The 17,188-nt window shown below is 72.8% G+C and carries 15 protein-coding genes and 1 pseudogene; 8 read left to right on the top strand and 8 right to left on the bottom strand.

Annotation, left to right across the window (positions count from 1 at the left end; all coding sequences use genetic code 11):
- Positions 1-98 precede the first annotated feature (98 nt).
- Positions 99-692 carry an NADPH-dependent FMN reductase gene (locus ACIBP6_RS30480; RefSeq protein ID WP_397057313.1) on the top strand — a complete coding sequence of 198 codons (594 nt, stop codon included), beginning with the start codon at positions 99-101 and terminating at the stop codon, positions 690-692.
- Between the two features lie 9 nt (positions 693-701).
- Here ACIBP6_RS30480 and fmdA read toward each other — a convergent pair whose 3' ends face one another.
- From fmdA to ACIBP6_RS30465, 3 genes are all read right to left on the bottom strand, one after another.
- A complete protein-coding gene (gene fmdA, locus ACIBP6_RS30475; protein ID WP_397057312.1) occupies positions 702-1,958 on the bottom strand; it encodes a formamidase in 1,257 nt (418 codons plus the stop codon).
- Positions 1,959-1,994: 36 nt separating this feature from the next.
- Complete coding sequence (locus ACIBP6_RS30470) at positions 1,995-2,276, bottom strand: FmdB family zinc ribbon protein (protein WP_132617300.1); 282 nt, start codon at positions 2,274-2,276, stop codon at positions 1,995-1,997.
- A 203-nt stretch (positions 2,277-2,479) separates the two neighbouring features.
- A complete protein-coding gene (locus tag ACIBP6_RS30465) occupies positions 2,480-6,157 on the bottom strand; it encodes a S8 family serine peptidase (RefSeq protein WP_397057311.1) in 3,678 nt (1,225 codons plus the stop codon).
- Between the two features lie 140 nt (positions 6,158-6,297).
- Between ACIBP6_RS30465 and ACIBP6_RS30460 the strand changes: the two genes are divergently transcribed.
- On the top strand, positions 6,298-6,978 hold the full coding sequence (locus ACIBP6_RS30460; protein ID WP_397057310.1) for a carbonic anhydrase: 681 nt from the start codon (positions 6,298-6,300) through the stop codon (positions 6,976-6,978).
- Positions 6,979-7,105: 127 nt separating this feature from the next.
- Positions 7,106-7,849, top strand: a complete 744-nt coding sequence (locus ACIBP6_RS30455) for an NUDIX hydrolase (RefSeq protein WP_397057309.1) — start codon at positions 7,106-7,108, stop codon at positions 7,847-7,849.
- Here ACIBP6_RS30455 and ACIBP6_RS30450 read toward each other — a convergent pair.
- On the bottom strand, positions 7,846-8,838 hold the full coding sequence (locus ACIBP6_RS30450) for a serine hydrolase domain-containing protein (protein ID WP_397057308.1): 993 nt from the start codon (positions 8,836-8,838) through the stop codon (positions 7,846-7,848). The genes ACIBP6_RS30455 and ACIBP6_RS30450 overlap by 4 nt on opposite strands.
- An 85-nt stretch (positions 8,839-8,923) precedes the next feature.
- Between ACIBP6_RS30450 and ACIBP6_RS30445 the strand changes: the two genes are divergently transcribed.
- Positions 8,924-10,918 (top strand): SUKH-4 family immunity protein, encoded by a 1,995-nt coding sequence (locus ACIBP6_RS30445; protein WP_397057307.1) that lies wholly within the window; start codon positions 8,924-8,926, stop codon positions 10,916-10,918.
- Here ACIBP6_RS30445 and ACIBP6_RS30440 read toward each other — a convergent pair.
- On the bottom strand, positions 10,911-11,483 hold the full coding sequence (locus ACIBP6_RS30440) for a TetR/AcrR family transcriptional regulator (RefSeq protein ID WP_397057306.1): 573 nt from the start codon (positions 11,481-11,483) through the stop codon (positions 10,911-10,913). The genes ACIBP6_RS30445 and ACIBP6_RS30440 overlap by 8 nt on opposite strands.
- Before the next feature lie 88 nt (positions 11,484-11,571).
- Here ACIBP6_RS30440 and ACIBP6_RS30435 point away from each other — a divergent pair, with 88 nt between their 5' ends.
- The 3 genes from ACIBP6_RS30435 to ACIBP6_RS30425 all read left to right on the top strand — a co-directional run bounded on the left by ACIBP6_RS30435 (position 11,572) and on the right by ACIBP6_RS30425 (position 13,174).
- Positions 11,572-11,940 carry a DUF4267 domain-containing protein gene (locus ACIBP6_RS30435; RefSeq protein ID WP_397057305.1) on the top strand — a complete coding sequence of 123 codons (369 nt, stop codon included), beginning with the start codon at positions 11,572-11,574 and terminating at the stop codon, positions 11,938-11,940.
- 20 nt (positions 11,941-11,960) lie between these two features.
- The gene (locus ACIBP6_RS30430; RefSeq protein ID WP_397057304.1) at positions 11,961-12,569 is read left to right on the top strand and encodes a cadmium resistance transporter; all 609 of its coding nucleotides are present in this window, start codon (positions 11,961-11,963) and stop codon (positions 12,567-12,569) included.
- A 158-nt stretch (positions 12,570-12,727) separates the two neighbouring features.
- Positions 12,728-13,174 carry a protein-tyrosine phosphatase family protein gene (locus tag ACIBP6_RS30425; RefSeq protein WP_397057303.1) on the top strand — a complete coding sequence of 149 codons (447 nt, stop codon included), beginning with the start codon at positions 12,728-12,730 and terminating at the stop codon, positions 13,172-13,174.
- Positions 13,175-13,176: 2 nt separating this feature from the next.
- Here ACIBP6_RS30425 and ACIBP6_RS30420 read toward each other — a convergent pair whose 3' ends face one another.
- The 3 genes and pseudogenes from ACIBP6_RS30420 to ACIBP6_RS30410 form a co-directional block, all read right to left on the bottom strand.
- Positions 13,177-14,538, bottom strand: coding sequence for a hypothetical protein (locus tag ACIBP6_RS30420; protein WP_397057302.1), 1,362 nt, complete (start codon positions 14,536-14,538; stop codon positions 13,177-13,179).
- Between the two features lies 1 nt (position 14,539).
- Positions 14,540-14,812: a DUF6939 family protein gene (locus ACIBP6_RS30415; protein WP_397057301.1), complete on the bottom strand. Its 273-nt coding sequence runs from the start codon at positions 14,810-14,812 to the stop codon at positions 14,540-14,542.
- Between the two features lie 79 nt (positions 14,813-14,891).
- Positions 14,892-15,026: pseudogene (locus ACIBP6_RS30410) on the bottom strand (DUF6939 family protein); the annotation flags it as partial.
- 191 nt (positions 15,027-15,217) lie between these two features.
- Between ACIBP6_RS30410 and ACIBP6_RS30405 the strand changes: the two are divergent.
- Positions 15,218-17,026 (top strand): flavin-containing monooxygenase, encoded by a 1,809-nt coding sequence (locus ACIBP6_RS30405; protein ID WP_397057300.1) that lies wholly within the window; start codon positions 15,218-15,220, stop codon positions 17,024-17,026.
- The last annotated feature ends 162 nt before the right edge of the window (positions 17,027-17,188 follow it).

The following is a 17,188-nucleotide window of genomic DNA, read 5'->3' as shown; positions in this document are numbered from 1 at the left end:
CGCCGTACTCAGCTCGCGGGAGGGCTGGAGGTGGCCCTGCGGGGGCCAGCCTGAGCGCGGTCTGGTTGTGACCACGGCGACGCCCGATGGTGGTGGGCATGGACAACAAGCACAAGCTCGTGATCGTCGTCGGAAGCGTACGGGAAGGCCGGTTCGGTCCCGTGGTGGCGTCGTGGGTGGCCGACCAGGCCCGTCAGCACGGGGGATTCACGGTCGAGGTCGTGGACCTGGCGGAGGTCGAGATCCCGCTGGCGCTGCCGGCCGAGTCGCCGAAGTACGCCGGCGAGAGCTACCCCCGCCCGGCCGGGATGGCGGCGCTGACCTCGGCCCTGGCGGGCGCCGACGCGTTCGTCATCGTCACGCCGGAGTACAACCACAGCTACCCCGCCTCGCTCAAGGCCGCCATCGACTGGCACTTCACCCAGTGGACGGCCAAGCCCGTCGCCTTCGTCAGCTACGGCGGCGCGGCGGGGGGCCGGCATGCCGTGCTGCACCTGGAGAACGTACTGACCGAGCTGCACGCGGTGACGATCCGCGACGGTCTGGCGTTCCCCAACTACTTCACCGCCTGGCAGGACGGTCTCCCGCTCGACCCGCAGGCGTCCGGGTACGCCAAGACGCTGCTCGACCAGCTGGCCTGGTGGGCGGGAGCGCTCCACTCGGCCCGCGAGACCGTTCCCTATCCGTCGTGACCTCCCCGGTCAGGTGAAGCTGGCGTGCGGGGCGGTGGTGCCCTGGGGGACGCGGGCGGGACCGGAGGCGTTCGGGCGGACGTCGAAGTCGAAGATGGCGGTCGGCAGGTAGACGGTGGCGCAGGAGTTCGGGATGTCCACCACCCCGGACAGCCGGCCCTCGATCGGCGCGGCGCCCAGCAGCAGGTACGCCTGCTCGGGGCTGTAGCCGAACGTCGTCAGGTAGTCGATGGCGTGCAGGCAGGCCCGCTGGTAGGCCAGTTGCGAGTCGAGGTAGCGCTGCTCCCCGTCCAGGGTGACGGACACGCCGGAGAACGCCAGCCATTCGCTGTACTGCGGGTTGACGCGGCCCGGCATGAAGATCGCGTTCTCGCCCACGCCGTACGTCTGCATGCCGTTCTTGATGAGGTCGACGTGCAGGTCGATGAACCCGCCCATCTCGATGGCGCCGCAGAAGGTGATCTCGCCGTCGCCCTGCGAGAAGTGCAGGTCGCCGACCGACAGGTTCGCGCCGGAGACGTAGACGGGGTAGAAGACGCGGGAGCCCTTGGTGAGGTTCTTGATGTCCTGGTTGCCGCCGTTCTCCCGAGGTGGTGCGGTACGTGCCGCCTCGGCGGCGACCCGGTCGAACTCGGACTGCGGCACGGACCCGAGGACGGCGTCCTGCGGCTCGGGTGGCAGGGCCAGCGGCGGCACCCGCCGCGGGTCGGTGGCGATCAGCGCCGCCTCGCGCGCGTTCCACTTCCCGAGCAGCTCCGCCGACGGCGCGGTGCCCATGAGCCCGGGGTGCACGATCCCGGTGAAAGACACACTCGGGATGTGGCGCGAAGTGGCGTTCTGGCCAGAGAAATCCCAGATCGCCTTGTACGCGTCCGGGAACTGCTCGGTGAGGAACCCGCCGCCGTTCCTGGTGGGGAAGATCCCGGTGTAGCCCCAGCCCTGACCGGCCAGCGGGCCGCTGTCCTCCTGGGGGATGGGGCCCAGGTCGAGGATGTCGACGATGAGCAGGTCGCCCGGCTCCGCCCCTTCGACCCCGAACGGGCCGCTCAGCGCGTGGACCGTGGTCAGCGGCGCGTCGCGGACGTCCTCGGCGGAGTCGTCGTTGTGGATCGCGCCGTCGAACCACTCCCGGCAGTGCACCCGGAAGCTGTCGCCGGGCTTGACCCAGGCCACGGGCGGGATCTCGGGATGCCAGCGGTTGTGCCCGACCTTGGCCTGGTCGGTGAACTTCTTGGTCGAGTCTAGCGGGAAGATCAGCTCAGGCACGGCTGGATTCCTTTCGGCGCGGCGAGGCGGGGACGGTCACGGACGCGGCAGGCGGCGAGCGGCGGGATGGGCGGCCACCGGGCCTGGAGCGCGGCGTCGCGGCAGGGACGTGACCACTTCCGGTTCGGAGGCGCTGCGCTCCGCACGCCGCGACTGAGCCGACAGGGCAGCCGGAGTACGCGTCAGCATCGGCGCCGAGAACGTCCGGGCCGAAGACGCGCCGCAGCCGGGGCACGGCACCGCGGCGGGTGCGGTGCCGATCGGAAAGGCGACCTCGATCGCGGAGCAGTGCGGACACCGGTAGGCGTACACAGCCATGGAACGCGCCCTTCACGCGGGCCGCGAACCGGCGCGACCTCGGAAAACAGCCTCCGAGTCGGATGTATCCGTAATTCGCCGTGTTCATGGACGGGAGCCGACCTGGCTTCCGCCAACTTGCTCGTACGGCGAGGTAGATCGCCCATTCCGCGGGTAAACCGGCCGCCCCTGCCCCATGGGGGAAGGTCAGGGGCGGCCGGGGGTCAGGAGAGGCCGAACGCGCGGATCACCGTCTGGTCGATGGAGACGCCGTCACGCGCGACCGCCTCGACGCGCAGGCTGACCGACTTCGCGCCCTTCGGGTGGGTGACGGTCACGTCGAGCGAGCCGTCCTTGGCCTGCTTGACCTTGCGGGCCTGCTGCCAGCTCGCCCCCTCGTCATGGGACGTCCACACCTTCACCGCGGCGTTCACGAGGGCGTCCGGGTGCGTCTGCGGGTAGATCCGCAGCCCGAGCCTGGCCGGCTTGCCCGCCGGGACGGCCCCGTCCAGGCCGGCCGGCACGTCGTAGTCGATCTGCAGCAGGTCGAGGACCTCCCGCTTGCCCTCGGCGGGCCGGCGGGAGTCGAACCCCCACACGGTGCGCGTGCGGGTGGCCTGCTCCCACCAGGGCTCGGAGTGCTGGACGTCCAGTTCGAGCCGGTAGCGGGTCGGCTCCGCGGCCGCCGGCCAGGTGCCCTCCAGGGCGTCCCGCTCGGCCACCTGCTCGCCGTCGCGGTAGAGGCGCGCCCGCGCCTCACCTTCGCGCTCGGAGAAGTGGTCGCCGCCGTCGAGCATGTTCCGGACCATGACGGTGAACGCATCACCCTCGCGGAAGCCCGGCAGGCCCCACTGCGCGTCGTCGTCCTCCAGCACCTCCGGGACCCCGGGCCGCATGACCGGGGCGAACCACTCCTCGGTCCGCTTTTGCCCCGCCCGGTAGGACCGCGGCGAGCCGAGCAGCCCGCCGTCCTGGCCGGCGGTACGCCAGGTGAACGGCCGCCACACGACGCCGTCGCCGGCGGTGGTCCACTCGGTGCGGGTGGACGGGATCGCCACCTCCTGCGCCTGCCGGATGATGTAGCTGTCGTACGGCCGGTGCGGGAAGTTCACCTCGGCGCCGCGCCCGGTGCCGCCGTAGTAGTGCGCCGTCGTCCGTGCGAGGTCCCGGTGCTCGACCCGCCGCTCGATCTTCGCCGGGACGCGCCCGGCGTAGTACGGAAACAGGTCGTAGACGTACGGGCTGTCCGGGATTCCGGTGATCTCCAGCCGGGACCCCACGCGGGCGAGCAGCTCCTGGCCGACCGCCTGTTCCACGGTGAACGCCGGGATCGGGGAGGCCACCTGGGTGATGAGGAAACCGGGACGGTCGTGGTGGATGATCACGGCGGCCGCGCCCGCCTCGCCGACCGTGCTGACCTGGTCCGCGACGCTCACGTCGGCGGAGCGCCGCACCAGGGCCAGCCGGCCGCGCAGGTCCCGGCCTGCGACGTCCTCGGGCGTCCCGCGCCCGGCGTCCGCGAGCACGTACCGGTGCCGCCCGTCGATCCGCGGCGAGTCGATGGCGTACTCCGCCTCCAGCGTGGAGCCGGCGAGCTTCATGGTGAACTCGGGGGCGTAGAGCTCCCAGTGCGCCGACACCTCGAAGTCGCCCCGGCCGACCGGCTCGGTCTTCACGGCGTAGGCGTGGCGAACGTACCGGTCCATCAGGTAGTGCACGGAGAAGTCGTGCTCGCCGGCGGCGCGGTGGTAGCCGAGGGTGAGCTCTCGAGCCTCCGTCGGGTCGGGGGTGATCGGGTTGAGCGGCGAGCCGGTGCGGGCGTCGAGGACGAGGCGGGTGTCCTCGGTCAGCTCGATCTCGGGCTCGGCGACCAGCGCGACGTCCCTGCCGTACGCGCCGGAGTCGTCGAGCGTCCACAGGGCGCTCGTCACGCTGTACGTCCCGACCGGAACGGACACGACCGCGGGCCCGGGGCCGCCCTTGCCGCCGAACAGCCCGGTCAGCCAGGCGTCGGTGTCCAGGTTCCACAGGTCGACCGAGCTGCCGCCGGCCGCGGGGGAGCCGTTCTGGGTGATGCCCTCGACGGTGACCTGCACCATCCTGGGGTCCTTGCGCGCCCCGAAGGCGGTGCGGACGACGGCGCCGTCGCCGGTCGCGGTGACCCGGCCGCCGTACGTCGCCGACTCCGCGAGCCCCGGATCCAGCCTCAGCCTCGCCTCGGCGGTCCCGCCGGCCGGCACGGTGAGCGTGCTCCGGTCGAGGGTGAACAGGCCGGCCGGGGAGTCGGTCGTGACGGCGAGCGAGAGAGCGACGTCCGCGCCGCCGTCGTTGCGGTAGGTGATCGTCTGCGTGACCGGGTCCCGGGAATCGTGCGGGTGCCGGCCGAAGCTGAGCGAAGCGGGGCTCGCGGTGACCGTCTGGGCCACCGCGCGGGCGACGTCGACCCGCCCGGCGCCGACCTCGTACACGGTGCCGGGGACCTCGTGGGCGGAGCCCGCCAGCGCGGCCTTGATCCGCTCGCCGGTCCAGTCGGGGTGGCGCTGCTTGAGGATCGCGGCGGCCCCGGCGACGTGCGGCGCCGCCATCGAAGTGCCGGAGACCGAGGTGTACGCCTCCCCGGCCGGGGTGCCCAGGCCGGTGCCGGCGGCCCGGGCGGCCACGATGCCGACACCGGGGGCGGCGAGGTCCGGCTTGACGGCGTGGTCGCCGAGGCGCGGGCCGCGGCTGGAGAAATCGGCGAGCACGTCGGACTTGTCCACGGCGGCCACCGACAGCGCCGCGTCCGCGACACCCGGGGAACGCGCGGTGAGCTCATCCGGGCCGGTGTTGCCGGCCGCGGCGACGAAGAGGGCGCCGGAACGGGCGCTCAGCTCGTTGACCGCCTGGCTCAGCGGGTCGGTGCCGTCGGTCGCCTCGGTGGACAGGCTCATGTTCACCACGTCGGCGCCCTGGGACACCGCCCACTCCATGCCCTCGATCAGCCAGGAGCCCTGGCCGCTGCCGTCGTCCCCGAGCACCTTGCCGACCAGCAGCCCGGCCCCGGGAGCGACCCCGACGTGGGTGCCGGAGGACGCGGCGCCGCCGCCGGCCACCGTGGCGGCCACGTGCGTGCCGTGGCCGTGGCGGTCGGCGACGCCGGAGCCGGTGAAGTCGGCCGAGCCCTGGACCTTGCCGCCGAGGTCGGGATGGGCGGGGTCGTAGCCGGTGTCGAGCACCGCGACCGTCGTCCCCGCGCCGTCGAACCCCGCCTTCCACGCGGCCGGAGCGCCGATCTGCGGGACACTCTCGGCCAGATCGGCCTCCAGCGTCGGGTCGAGCCAGACCCGCTTGACGCCGGGGGCCGCCTGCCGCGCGCCGGCGTCCAGCGAGCCCCGCAGGCCGGCCCAGAACGCCGCGGCCTCGCCGGCCGGGACCTCGACGGCCACCGCGTCGATGCTCTCCAGGGTGGCCGTGCGGGTGCTGTGCGCGGGGGCCTGCTCGGCGGCTCGGGCTCCGGGCACCTCGTCGTACGCGACGATCAGCGGGGTCGGGCCGTCGCCGTGGCCGTCGGCGAGCAGGCCGGTGACGTTGAACAGCTCACGGTCGAGCACGCCGGCCACGACGTGGGCCTGGGCCTCCGCCGGGATGACGTACACGTCCTCGCCGCGCTCCACCACCTTGACCGCGCCTTGCGGCTTCCCGCCGTCGCGGGGGAGCAGGGTGGCGAGGTGGGTGCCGTCCGGCTGCCGGGAGACCGACACCCGGTCGCCGGTGACCAGCGTGACGGTGCCCACCGCGCGGGCCTGGGCGGGTTCCGCTCCGTACGCCGGCAGCGGTGCGCCCAGCAGCAGCGCCGCGAGCGTGCCGGCGCCGAGCGCCTTCGCCCAGGGGCGTGTTCTCGCGCCTAACCAACCTCGCGGCATCGTCGTCTCCCCGGATGAACCATGTCGAGGTTGGAGAATCCCAGCAGCGGATCACGGTCCACCAGGGGTAGGAGCGTCGTCATTGCGACATGACAGAAATATGCCAAGAAGTCGGTGGTGTATACACCATACTGAATTCCATGACTGCGAAGATTGTCCCCCGTCGCGCAATCCTCCGCACCACCGGGCTTCTCACCGCCGGCCTGCTGTTAGGCGCCCCCGCCGTACCCGCCTCCGCCACCCGGCGACGCACCCCCGACGACGCCTGGGCGCAGCTCAGGCAGGGCAACCGCCGCTGGGTCTCCGGCGAGGTGCTCCACCCGCACCAGGACCTCGCCAGACGGGCCGAGGTCGCCGAGAAGCAGGAGCCGTACGCGACCGTCGTGTCGTGCATCGACTCCCGCGTCCCCCCGGAGATGGTCTTCGACGCCGGCCTCGGGGACCTCCTCACGGTGCGCAGCGCCGCCCAGACCATCGACCCGCTCGTGTCGGGCGCCATCGAGTACGGCCCCGCCGAGCTGGACGTCCCGCTGATCGTGGTGCTGGGCCACCAGCGCTGCGGCGCGGTGTCAGCCGCCGCGCACGCGCTGAGCGAAGGCGAGCGGCTCCCGGGGAGCCTGCAGGACATCGTCAAGGCCCTGCGCCCGGCGTACAAGCGCGCGGGCGGCAAGGTGGACAAGATGATCAGGCTCAACACGACCGGCGTCGTGGCCGAGCTCAAGGCGAACAGACTGCTCGCCCGCCGGATCGCCCGAGGACAGCTGAAGATCGTCGGCGCCTACTACTCCCTCGACACCGGCCTCGTCACCCGCCTCGTCTAGCGCTCGCGCCGCCCGGCCGTACCGGGCCGGGCGGCGCCCTCGGGCAAATACCAAAAGCCGGTCGTGCCCCGGGACACAGACGGTCGAGTCCCGGGCGACCTGCGATGTCGTCGGCGAGCATGAGCCGGTGACCGAACAACTGTTGCAGTCCTCCGGCGTCGAGCTGCTGGACGTTCGCGGGATCCGCCTGGTCGAAGGCCCGCCGCCGTACGTGTCGCCCGAGGACGAGGCGGCCATGAACCGCGTGTGGGAGGCGTCCGTACGGGACAATCCGCTCCTCTTCGACGGGCCGGTGGCCTCGTGCACCAGGCTGGACCGGGAGGGGCGGAGCGACCTGGTCATCACCTGGGCCCGTACGACCTACCGCTACTACGCCCTGCGCCGGGTGCCCGGGGCCGCGTCGTGGCTGCCGTCCCTGTTCGTGTCGATCGTGCAGCCGGCGGAGGACGGGTCCCTGGTCGCGGGCCGGATGTCGGCGTCCACGGCGGCTCCGGGCCGCTGGCAGCTGCCGGGCGGAACGGTCGAGCCGCCGGCCGGCGGCGAGCCGCTCGACCTGGCCGCGCTGCGCCGGCACGCCGCCCGTGAGCTGGTGGAGGAGACGGGCGTGGTGGCAGATCCCGGCGAGCTGACCCTGTGGCTGGTCTCGCGCGGCGAGAAGGGGAACGTCGGCGCGGTGTTCCAGGCCCCGCCCCTGCCGGCGTCGGTGCTGAGCGAACGGTTCGCCGCCCTGGTGGCCTCGGAGACGGCACGGGGCTGCGAGCCCGAGTTCGACCGGATCGCCCTGGTCCGCTCCCCGGCCGAGCTGGCGGAGCTCGACGGTCCGCACGTCGACTACCTGGGGCCGGTCGTCCGCCGGTACGTGACCCTCTAGGAGGAGACCAGCTGGGCCAGCAGCCCCAGGCCGGTGCGGTCGACCGCGCGCGCGTCGGCGCTGAGGACGGCGACGGCCGCACGGCGTTCCGGGATCACGGCCAGCAGTGAGCGGTATCCGCCGGTGCCGCCGTTGTGGAACAACAAACGCGGCCCCTCCCGATCGCCCGCCCGCGTCATCGACAACCAGCCCGGATGCGCGGTGCTCCCCCGGCCCAGGCGGTGGCCGGTGCCGCGGGTGAGGGCGACGGCCTTCACGAGCTCCTCGGGAGCCTCCCCGAACGTGGCCCGGGCGAGCTGCAGCAGGTCGGGCACCGTGGAGTGCAGGCCGCCCGCCCCGGCGAGCGCCGCCAGCCGCCAGCCGGGACGCGGCCGGCCGAAGGCGGAGTGGCCGGGCGCGAGCCGGGAAGCGTGCTCACCGGTGAGGGTCACCCGGGTGTCGGTCAGGCCCAGCGGGCGGCAGATCTCCGCCTGGATCAGCTCGTCGTAGCCGACGCCCGCGTGCCGGGCCAGCGCCAGGCCGAGGAGTCCGGCTCCGAGGTTCGAGTAGCGGAAGCGGCGTCCGGGTGTGGAGCGCAGCCGCGTCCGGGCCAGACCGTCCAGCAGCACCGCCTCGGTGCATCCGGCGTACGGGTCGGCGGTCTGCCACAGGGCGCGCGGCATCAGCCCCTTCGGCAGCCGGGGCAGCCCTGAGGTGTGGCAGGCGAGGTGGACCAGCTCGATGTCATGGCCGTCGCGGCGCGGTACGGCGGCCGGCAGCAGGTCGCGCAGGGGCCGGTCGAGGGTGAGCTCGCCGCGTACCACCAGCCGGGCCAGCGCCAGCGAGGTGAATGTCTTGGTGATCGAGCCGACCTCGAACAGGGTGCCGGGGTCGGCGCCGTACGTCGCCGTCAGGTCGCCGTGCGCCGCGCCGACGACGACCGCGCCCTTCCGCCGGGCCGCCAGGCGTTCGGCGGTCCGGCGTACGAGCTCGTCCACGGGGTTGGTCATGCGGAGCCTCCTTCCAGTGCGTCAATATTGGTTGACGAACCTCGGCTGCGTCAACCCAGGTTGCCGCGATAGGGTCGTCCGGACCATGGATGTACCGCGTGACCTTCCCCCAGACCTCTCCGGCGCGTTCCAGGTGGTGGGCCTGCCCTGGCCGGACGTGCGGCTCGGCCACTTCGACGGCGTGCTGGCCGAGCTCGGCGACCATCCGAAGGCGCGGAAACTGCGCGACCACGTCCGCGTCCTGGGCGAGATCCAGGAGTCGTACTTCGAGGATCTCCGCGACCTCGCCGACGAGCACGACGGCGACACGATGCGCCTGATCCGGCACAAGGGCGAGACCTGTGTGACCGAGGTCCGGGAGAGATGGGCCGTCGGCGCGGAGCGGATGGCGGAGGCCCACGCGGTCGTCGTGCTGTTCACCCGGCGGCTCGTCGGAGCGCCGTTGCTTCCCGACTACCTGGCCGGCGACATGCCCGCCTGGGTGGAGCGGCGTCCCGACCGGGGCATCCGCGGCGAGCCCACGGCCGGCCGGGCGCCCGCCGCCGAGGCGCTGCTGCGCTGGCGCGACGACCCGTACGGGCCGCGGATCTGTGTCGTCACGGGTTCGCCCGCCTCGGGCAAGACCCGGCTGCTGGCCTGGTTCAACCACGCCACGCTCTGGCGCTGGTCGGGCTACCCGGACCCGCGCGAGGCCGCCGTCTGCCTGCGCGGGATGGACGCCGGCGAGGCCGTGGCCGAGGTGGCCGGGCAGCTCAAGATCGACGACCTGGCCGGCCTCGACCAGCCGGCGCTCGTCACGCTGGCCGACCTCCACCGCAGCACCGACCCCGAACGCGTCCTCACCGACCTCGTCCGGCCCCTCGCCGCCGACCGCCATGCCCGCCTCCTGCTGGAAGGACGCGACGCGGCTGCCGTGATCGACCCGGAGGAGCCGGTGTTCGTCCTGGATCTGGACGATCCGAGCAGCACCGACCGCGACGCCTTCACCGCCTGGTACGCCGCCGAGCGCTCCGCACGTTCCCCGTTCACCGCCGACCAGGTCTACCCGTCACCGGGCCTGGCCGCCTTCGCCGCGCGCGCCGAAGGCGCCGACCCGGGTCCGGACATGCCCCTATCGGAACGGGTGGCGCACGCCTGGCTGGACGGCCTGTCACCGGACGCCCGCGCCGCCGCCGGCACGCTGGCTCTCGCCTTCGCCCCGATCGGCCCGTACACCTGGCGGCTGCTGCACTGCGGCCGGCACCGCCACGACCCGGAGGCCGCCGCCCGCGGCGTGGCGGAGGCCGCGGCCCGCCTGCCCCTGGCCGAGCCGGGCCTGCCCGCGTACGTCATCGACCTCCCCGCCCTGGCTCAGGCCGTCGCGCCGCCGGAAGAGGCGCACGCCGAGCTGGCGGCCGTCATGCGTGGCTGGCCGGTCGCGGACGAGCTGCCCCCGCCCGAGTACGTCTCCCGCCACCTGCCCCGGCACGAACGCGGCGCTCCCCGGCCGCCGCTCCCGCTGTGCCGCCCGAAGACCCGGGTCACCCGCGACCTGTTGCTCGGCCTCTACGGCCCCGCCGGCGTGGTCAGGCACGACGAGCTCCACCCGGCGATCACCCACGAGCCCACCCGCCGGTTCCTGACCGAGATCGGCCTGCCCGGGAAGGGCGTGCACGAGACCGGCTTCACGGGCGACGACCGGCGCTTCGCCGTGCCCATGAGCGAGTGGTGGGCCGAAAGCGCGGCGGAACTGCTCGCCTGCGAGGGCCTGCCCGGCGACCTCGGCGCCCTGTTCATGCTGGACTTCCTGGACAGCTGGTCCCTCTTCCTGGACGGCTCGACCGGCCTGGTCTACGAGGTGCACGAATCACTGGAGAGCGCCCGCGTCGCCCACCGCGACGTCGAGTCGTACACCTACTTCGTGTACGTGATCCACCGCGAGCGCAGGCTGTGGTGCGACGGCCCCGACGCGCACCCCGACGCGTCCTACTGGTGCGCCGAGGACCTGGCGCTGGAGCTGCACACGTACGAGCCGCAGGCCATGGCGGGCGATGACGCCCTCTGGCCGCCGACCCTGCTCGACTACACGCTCCTCACGTAGCGAAGCGGTCGAGGAGGAGCGCGAGCCGCCGTTCGTGGTCGTCGCGGGGGAGCCGGCCGCTGCGTCTGAGGACGAGCAGCCCGTGCAGGGCGCTCCAGAACGTCTCGGTGAGGGTCTCCACGTTGTCTTCGCGCGTGAACGGGCGCAGCCCCTCGCGCAGCTCCTCGTACGCCTGCCGCAGCGCGGGCGGTGTGTCGGGCCTGCCGAACGGCAGGTCGACGGGCTGCGTGAACATCGCCTCGTACAGGGTGGGGTGTCGCTCGGCGAACCCGGCGTACGCGGCGGCGACGGCGGCGAGCGCCTGCCTGGGCTCGCCCGCGGCGACGCGGGCGGCGCGCAGCTCGACGGCCAGGTCGGCGAAACCGGCCGTCGCGACCGCCGCCATGATCGCGCTCTTGCCCTTGAAGTGGCTGTAGAGGACCGGCTGGCTGTATTCGATCCTGTCGGCCAGCCGGCGTGTGGTCACGGCGTCCCAGCCTTCGGATTCGAGCAAGTCACGGGCCGCCGTGACGATCAGTCGTTCGCGCTCGGCCCTCTCGCGCCTCCGGCGCGCCTGGATCGACATGATGGCGATCCTAGCAACGCTAGAGAACCTGCCGGAGCTATGTTAGCCTCGCTCCAGAATCTAGCGCTGCTAGCTATTGGAGAACGCCATGCTCGTCACCGCCTACGCGCTCGCCGTCCTGCTCAACCTGTTCATCATCTTCATCGGCGCGCGGTTCCTGCTCGTGCCCCGGCCGTCGGCCGCGGGTTACGGCGTTCCCGCCAAGCCGGACGGCGATGCCGCCTATCTGGCCATCAAGGGCGTGCGCGACCTCACGTTCGGCCTGCTCGGCCTGGCCCTGCTGGTCTTCGCCGGCCTGCGGGCCGAGGCGTGGTTCATGCTCGTCGTCGCCCTCGTGCCGCTCGCCGACACGCTCATCGTGCTGCGTCACGGCGGCACCAAGGCGACCGCCTTCGGCATCCACTTCGCCACGGCCGTCGTCGTCCTGCTCGCCGCCGTCCTGCTCTTCCTCGTCTGACGCGGTCCATGATGGTCGTCGTGATCGAGGAACCCGTGCACGGGGGCATCGTCGGGCAGGCCGCCGCCCTGTTCGCCGTCACCAACATCGACGACATCGTGCTCCTGGCGTTGTTCTTCGCGCGGGCCGCCGGGCGGCGCGGCGCGCTGCGGATCGTGCTCGGCCAGTACGCGGGCTTCACCGCGATCCTCGTCGTCGCCGTGGCCGCCGCGTTCGGCGCCACCTTCCTGCCGGACGACGTCCTGCCGTACCTCGGGCTGCTGCCGCTGGCGTTGGGCGTCAAGGCGGCCTGGCGGTGGTGGCGGGACGGCGACGACGGCGAGGAGACGGCGCCGGCGGGCGGGCCGGGGGCGATGGAGGTCGCGGCCGTCACGTTCGCCAACGGAGGCGACAACATCGGCGTGTACGTCCCGGTCTTCGCCACCTCCGCCGGCGGGCTCGGCGACGTGGCCGTGTACGCGGCGGTCTTCCTGGTGCTGGTCGCCGTCTGGTGCCTGGCGGGCAGGTTCGTCGCCACCCGGCCGTTCGTGGCCCGCGCGCTGAGCCGCTGGGGTCACGTCCTGCTGCCGGTCGTCCTGATCGCACTCGGCGTGCTGATCCTCGTCGAGGGCGGCGCCTTCGGCCTCTGAACGCCGCAGAAACGCCTCTCGCCGCTGAACGCCTGAGCATCTGGGTCGAGGGCGCGTGCCTCTGGTCTCTGGACGCCCGCACGCCCCGGGAGGCGGCGGCTTCGGCTCTGAGCGATCACCCTGGGACGAGCCCCGGCCGGAAGGCTACGCTCCCGGGCATGAACGCACTCTGGGAGCCCACCGCGGCGGGGGTGCTGCGCCTGCCCTCCGGCCGTCTCGTCCGCGGCCGCGGCCTCGGCCACCCCCTGCCCGACGGCCCGCTTCCGGCCTTCGCCCTCTACCTGCTGGGCAAGCGGCCACCCGAGGTGGAGTGGGAGCACCGCTGGGTGCGCTGGCCCGACTTCCGGCTGCCCTCCGACCGCGAGGAAGCCGCCCGGGCGCTGCGCGAGGCGTGGGAGCGCGCCGAGAGCGAGCGCGTCGAGGTCGCCTGCCACGGGGGGCGCGGCCGCACCGGCACCGCCCTGGCCTGCATCGCCGTGCTCGACGGCGTGCCGAACGACGAGGCGGTGGCGTACGTGCGGGAGCACTACTCCCCGCACGCCGTCGAGACCCCGTGGCAGCGGCGGTTCGTCGGCCGTTTCGGGCGTGCGCTCGACCGTCGGTAAGGTCAGCCCACGTCGACCGTCTCGGCCTTGTCGGCCGCGTGCCTGCCGGCGGCGGGCGCACGCCCGCCCAGGGTCAGCCCCACCGCCAGGCAGATCAGCGGGATCGCCGGGATCACGTACCGGACGTCGAAGGCGGCCAGGAACGGCGGCGAGGCGACGAGCGCGAGCGCGGCCAGGCCCGGCAGCAGCGCGTCCCACCGCCGCCTGGCCAGGGCGGCGACCAGCGTCCCCACCAGGGCCAGCGTGAGCAGCGGGAACGGCACGTAGCCGAAGCGCTGGTAGGCCCGCAGCCACCCGGCGAACGGCTCCACCACCCGCGTCGCGGCCGGCCCCGCCTCGTACGACTCCGCCACCCCCCGCACCGACTCGTTGATGGGCCGCTCGGAGGAGGGGAACTTGTACGGGGTCTTCTCGTCGGGAGCCGTGCGCTCCCAGCGCAGCAGCTGCGTGAGGTCGGTCGCGACCGCCCCCAGGTAGCCGCCCGGCTGGGCGAGGATGGCCTCCCGGGCGAACTCCCCGGCGAGCTCGTTGCGCTGGGCCGTGCCCGGCACCTTGAGCAGCGGCGAGAAGCTCTCCCACAACCAGTGAGGCGGGTACGGCCGCTGCTCGACCGGCATGTCGGGGCAGAGCACGGCGAGACGCTCGGGCGGCTTGATCACGTCGCAGTCGGCGAAGCTCATGGTCCGCGACCACAGGAAGTTCCCGTCGGCCTCGGTGAGGGCGAACTTGCCCTTCTCGGCCTTCGTCCACGTGGCGTACGCGCCCAGCGGGATCGCCCCGGCGACCAGCAGCGCGACCAGCGGACGCCAGCCGTACCGACGGAGCAGCAGGTAGGCGGCGGCCAGGATGAGCAGGGGCAGGCCGACCGTCCTGGTGATGCCGGCCAGGCCCAGCAGCATGCCGCCGGTGGCGGCCGTCGCGGGCGTGACGCGCCAGACGAGCAGCACGACCGCGGCCGTGACGAGCACGATGAAGATCGCGTCCGCCATGATCATGTGTTCCAGCAGGATCAGGAACTCGTCGTACAGCAGCGGCGTGACCAGCAGCGTCGCCCCCCAGCCCGGCAGGCCGCGGCGGCGCAGCAGCGCGTAGATCGCCACCGCGAGGCCCAGCACCAGCAGATGCTGCAGGACGGTCACCAGTGTCAGGCTGTGGGCGGGGCGCAGCAGCGCCAGCAGCAGCGAGTAGCCGGACGGCCGGGTCGTGCCCGGCTTCAGCTCCTCGCTCAGGAAGGCGAAGGAGTCGCCGTAGAACAGGATGGCCGGCGGGAAGCCGAGCACGGCGAGCACGCGCAGCCCGACAGCGGGCACCATGGCGATGACCAGTGCGCGGTGGGCCACCGTGAACCCGCTTCCTCGTGACATCTCAGGACGGGCCACCACAATAGTGGCTGTATCGCTCACCCAGCAGGTGAAGCCGGACGAGAGCCGCGTGCGAGAGCGGCGTCGTCAGGTCGGTGACGTCGCCGTTGGTCGTGTGGTCGAGCAACACGACCTCCTGCGCGCGAGCCAGCTCCCGCACCCGCTCGACCACGTCGGCGGCCTTGTGCTCCAGGACCCAGTGGTAGGCGGGCGGGTAGATGCGCCGCCGGGCCTCTTCGTAGGGCAGCAGCTCGCCCCCGAACCGGTGGCCCAGCACGGGCCCGTGTCTCCTTGACCGTGCGCTTGAGCCCGCGCATGGTGGTCACCCGGAGCTTGGCGAGATCGACGTCGGCGCTCTCGAACACCTTCAGCGCCTGCCAGACGCCCTCCGCCGACTGCCCGGTGAGGCCGGGGCCGCCCGGCACCGGGATGTCGCCGTGGGGGTAGAACGGGCTCAGCCGCACCCATGGCTGCTCCGCCCTCGACGTCACGTCGATGACGATCGCCCCGGGGAACTCCCTGGCGAGCGAGGCCGCGGAGCGCCGGCGGCCGGCGAGGTGGATGCGCACGGCGCTCAGGATGCCGACCGCCACCGACAGAATCCGAAGGCTTGTCCGAAGGGAATTCCGAATGACATTCTGAAATTGCGCGAGCCACCCGCCCCCGAGCTCGGAGGGATTGCATGGCCACTGTCGACAAAGAGGCACTGCACAGGAAGTACCGCGAGGAGCGCGACAAGAGACTGCGCCCGGACGGAAACGACCAGTACATCCGCCTCACCGGCCGCTTCGCGCACTACCTGGACGACCCGTACACGCCGGTGACCGAGCGCGCCCCGAAGACCGACCACGTGACGGTCGCGTTCATCGGCGGCGGGTTCGCGGGGCTGGTCACCGGGGCGCGGCTGAAGGAGGCCGGCGTCGAGGACGTGCGCATCGTCGAGAAGGGCGGCGACTTCGGCGGCACCTGGTACTGGAACCGCTACCCGGGCGCGCAGTGCGACACGGCGTCGTTCGTGTACATGCCGCTGCTGGAAGAGACCGGTCACATGCCGACCGAGAAGTACGCGCACGGCCCCGAGATCCTGGAGCACTGCCGCCGCATCGGCAAGCACTACGGCCTGTACGACAACGCGCTCTTCCACACCGAGGTCCTCGACCTCACCTGGGACGAGGCGCGCTCCCGCTGGACGATCAGGACCAACCGCGGCGACGCGTTCACCGCGCAGTTCGTCGCCATGGGCATCGGCCCCCTGCACGTGCCGAAACTCCCCGGCATCCCGGGCATCGACTCCTTCCAGGGGCATTCGTTCCACACCAGCCGCTGGGACTACGCGTACACGGGCGGCGACCCGTCCGGGGCCCCGCTGGACCGGCTGGCCGACAAGCGGGTGGCCATCATCGGCACGGGCGCGACGGCCGTCCAATGTGTGCCGCACCTCGCGCGCGCCTGCCAGGAGCTGTACGTCTTCCAGCGCACCCCCTCGTCGGTGGACGTGCGCGACAACCGCCCCATCGACCCGCAGTGGTTCGCCGAGGTCACCGTGACGCCCGGCTGGCAGCAGCGCTGGCTGGAGAACTTCACCGCCAACCAGGCGGGCGGCCTGGCCGACGAGGACCTGGTCATGGACGGCTGGACCGACATCGCCCGCCGCTTCCGCTCCCGCATCAGAGCCATCCCGCCCGCGGAGCTGAGCCAGGAGACGATGCGGGCCGCGTTCGAGGACGCCGACTTCGAGAAGATGGAGGAGATCCGCGCCCGCGTGGACGCCGTCGTCCGCGACCCCGACACCGCGCGCCGGCTCAAGGCCTGGTACCGCCAGCTGTGCAAGCGGCCCTGCTTCCACGACGAATACCTCCAGGCGTTCAACGTGCCGGGCACCCACCTGGTCGACACCGACGGCAAGGGCGTGCAGCGCATCACCGAGAAGGGCGTGGTGGCGGCCGGCCGGGAGTACGAGGTCGACTGCGTCATCTACGCCTCGGGCTTCGAGGTCGGCACCGACTACACCCGGCGGGCCGGCTACGACCTGGTGGGGCGCGGCGGGCTCAGGCTGTCGGAGCACTGGGCGGACGGCATGCGCACGCTGCACGGCGTCCACGTGCACGGCTTCCCGAACGCCTTCATCGTCCAGCCGACACAGGGCGCCAACCTGATCTCCAACATCCCGCACAACCTGACGGAGGCGGGCAGGACCATCGCCGTCACCGTCAGGCACGCCCTCGACCACGGGTACGCCGAGGTCGAGCCCACCAAGGAGGCCGAGGACGCCTGGGTCGAGCTGCTGTTGTCGGGCGCCGGCCCGCTCCTGGGCTCCCCCGACTGCACCCCCGGCTACTACAACAACGAAGGCCGCGACCCGGGGCTCAAGGGCCGCCTCAACGTCGGCTACCCGCACGGCGCGATGGCCTATTTCGGCTACATCGACCAATGGCGGCGCTCGGGCGACTTCGATGGCCTCGCCTTCCGTTCCGGAGAAATCGGGACCTGAGCGTCCGGTACCGGACCCACGGTGAGGAGGCGCGCCGGGGGCGGGCTGCTGCACGAGGTGGCGGCCCTGGTGGAGCGGCAGTCCGGGTTCGAGTGTTTCGGCCCGCGACTCGGCCGGCCGCTCGCGGAGGTCGCCGACCCGGCCGCCGGCGCGGGCCACATC

The organism is Nonomuraea terrae (assembly GCF_044465245.1).
Lineage (GTDB): Bacteria > Actinomycetota > Actinomycetes > Streptosporangiales > Streptosporangiaceae > Nonomuraea > Nonomuraea terrae.
The sequence above is the reverse complement of the archived record's forward strand: the minus strand, read 5'-3'. Positions and strand labels throughout refer to the sequence as shown.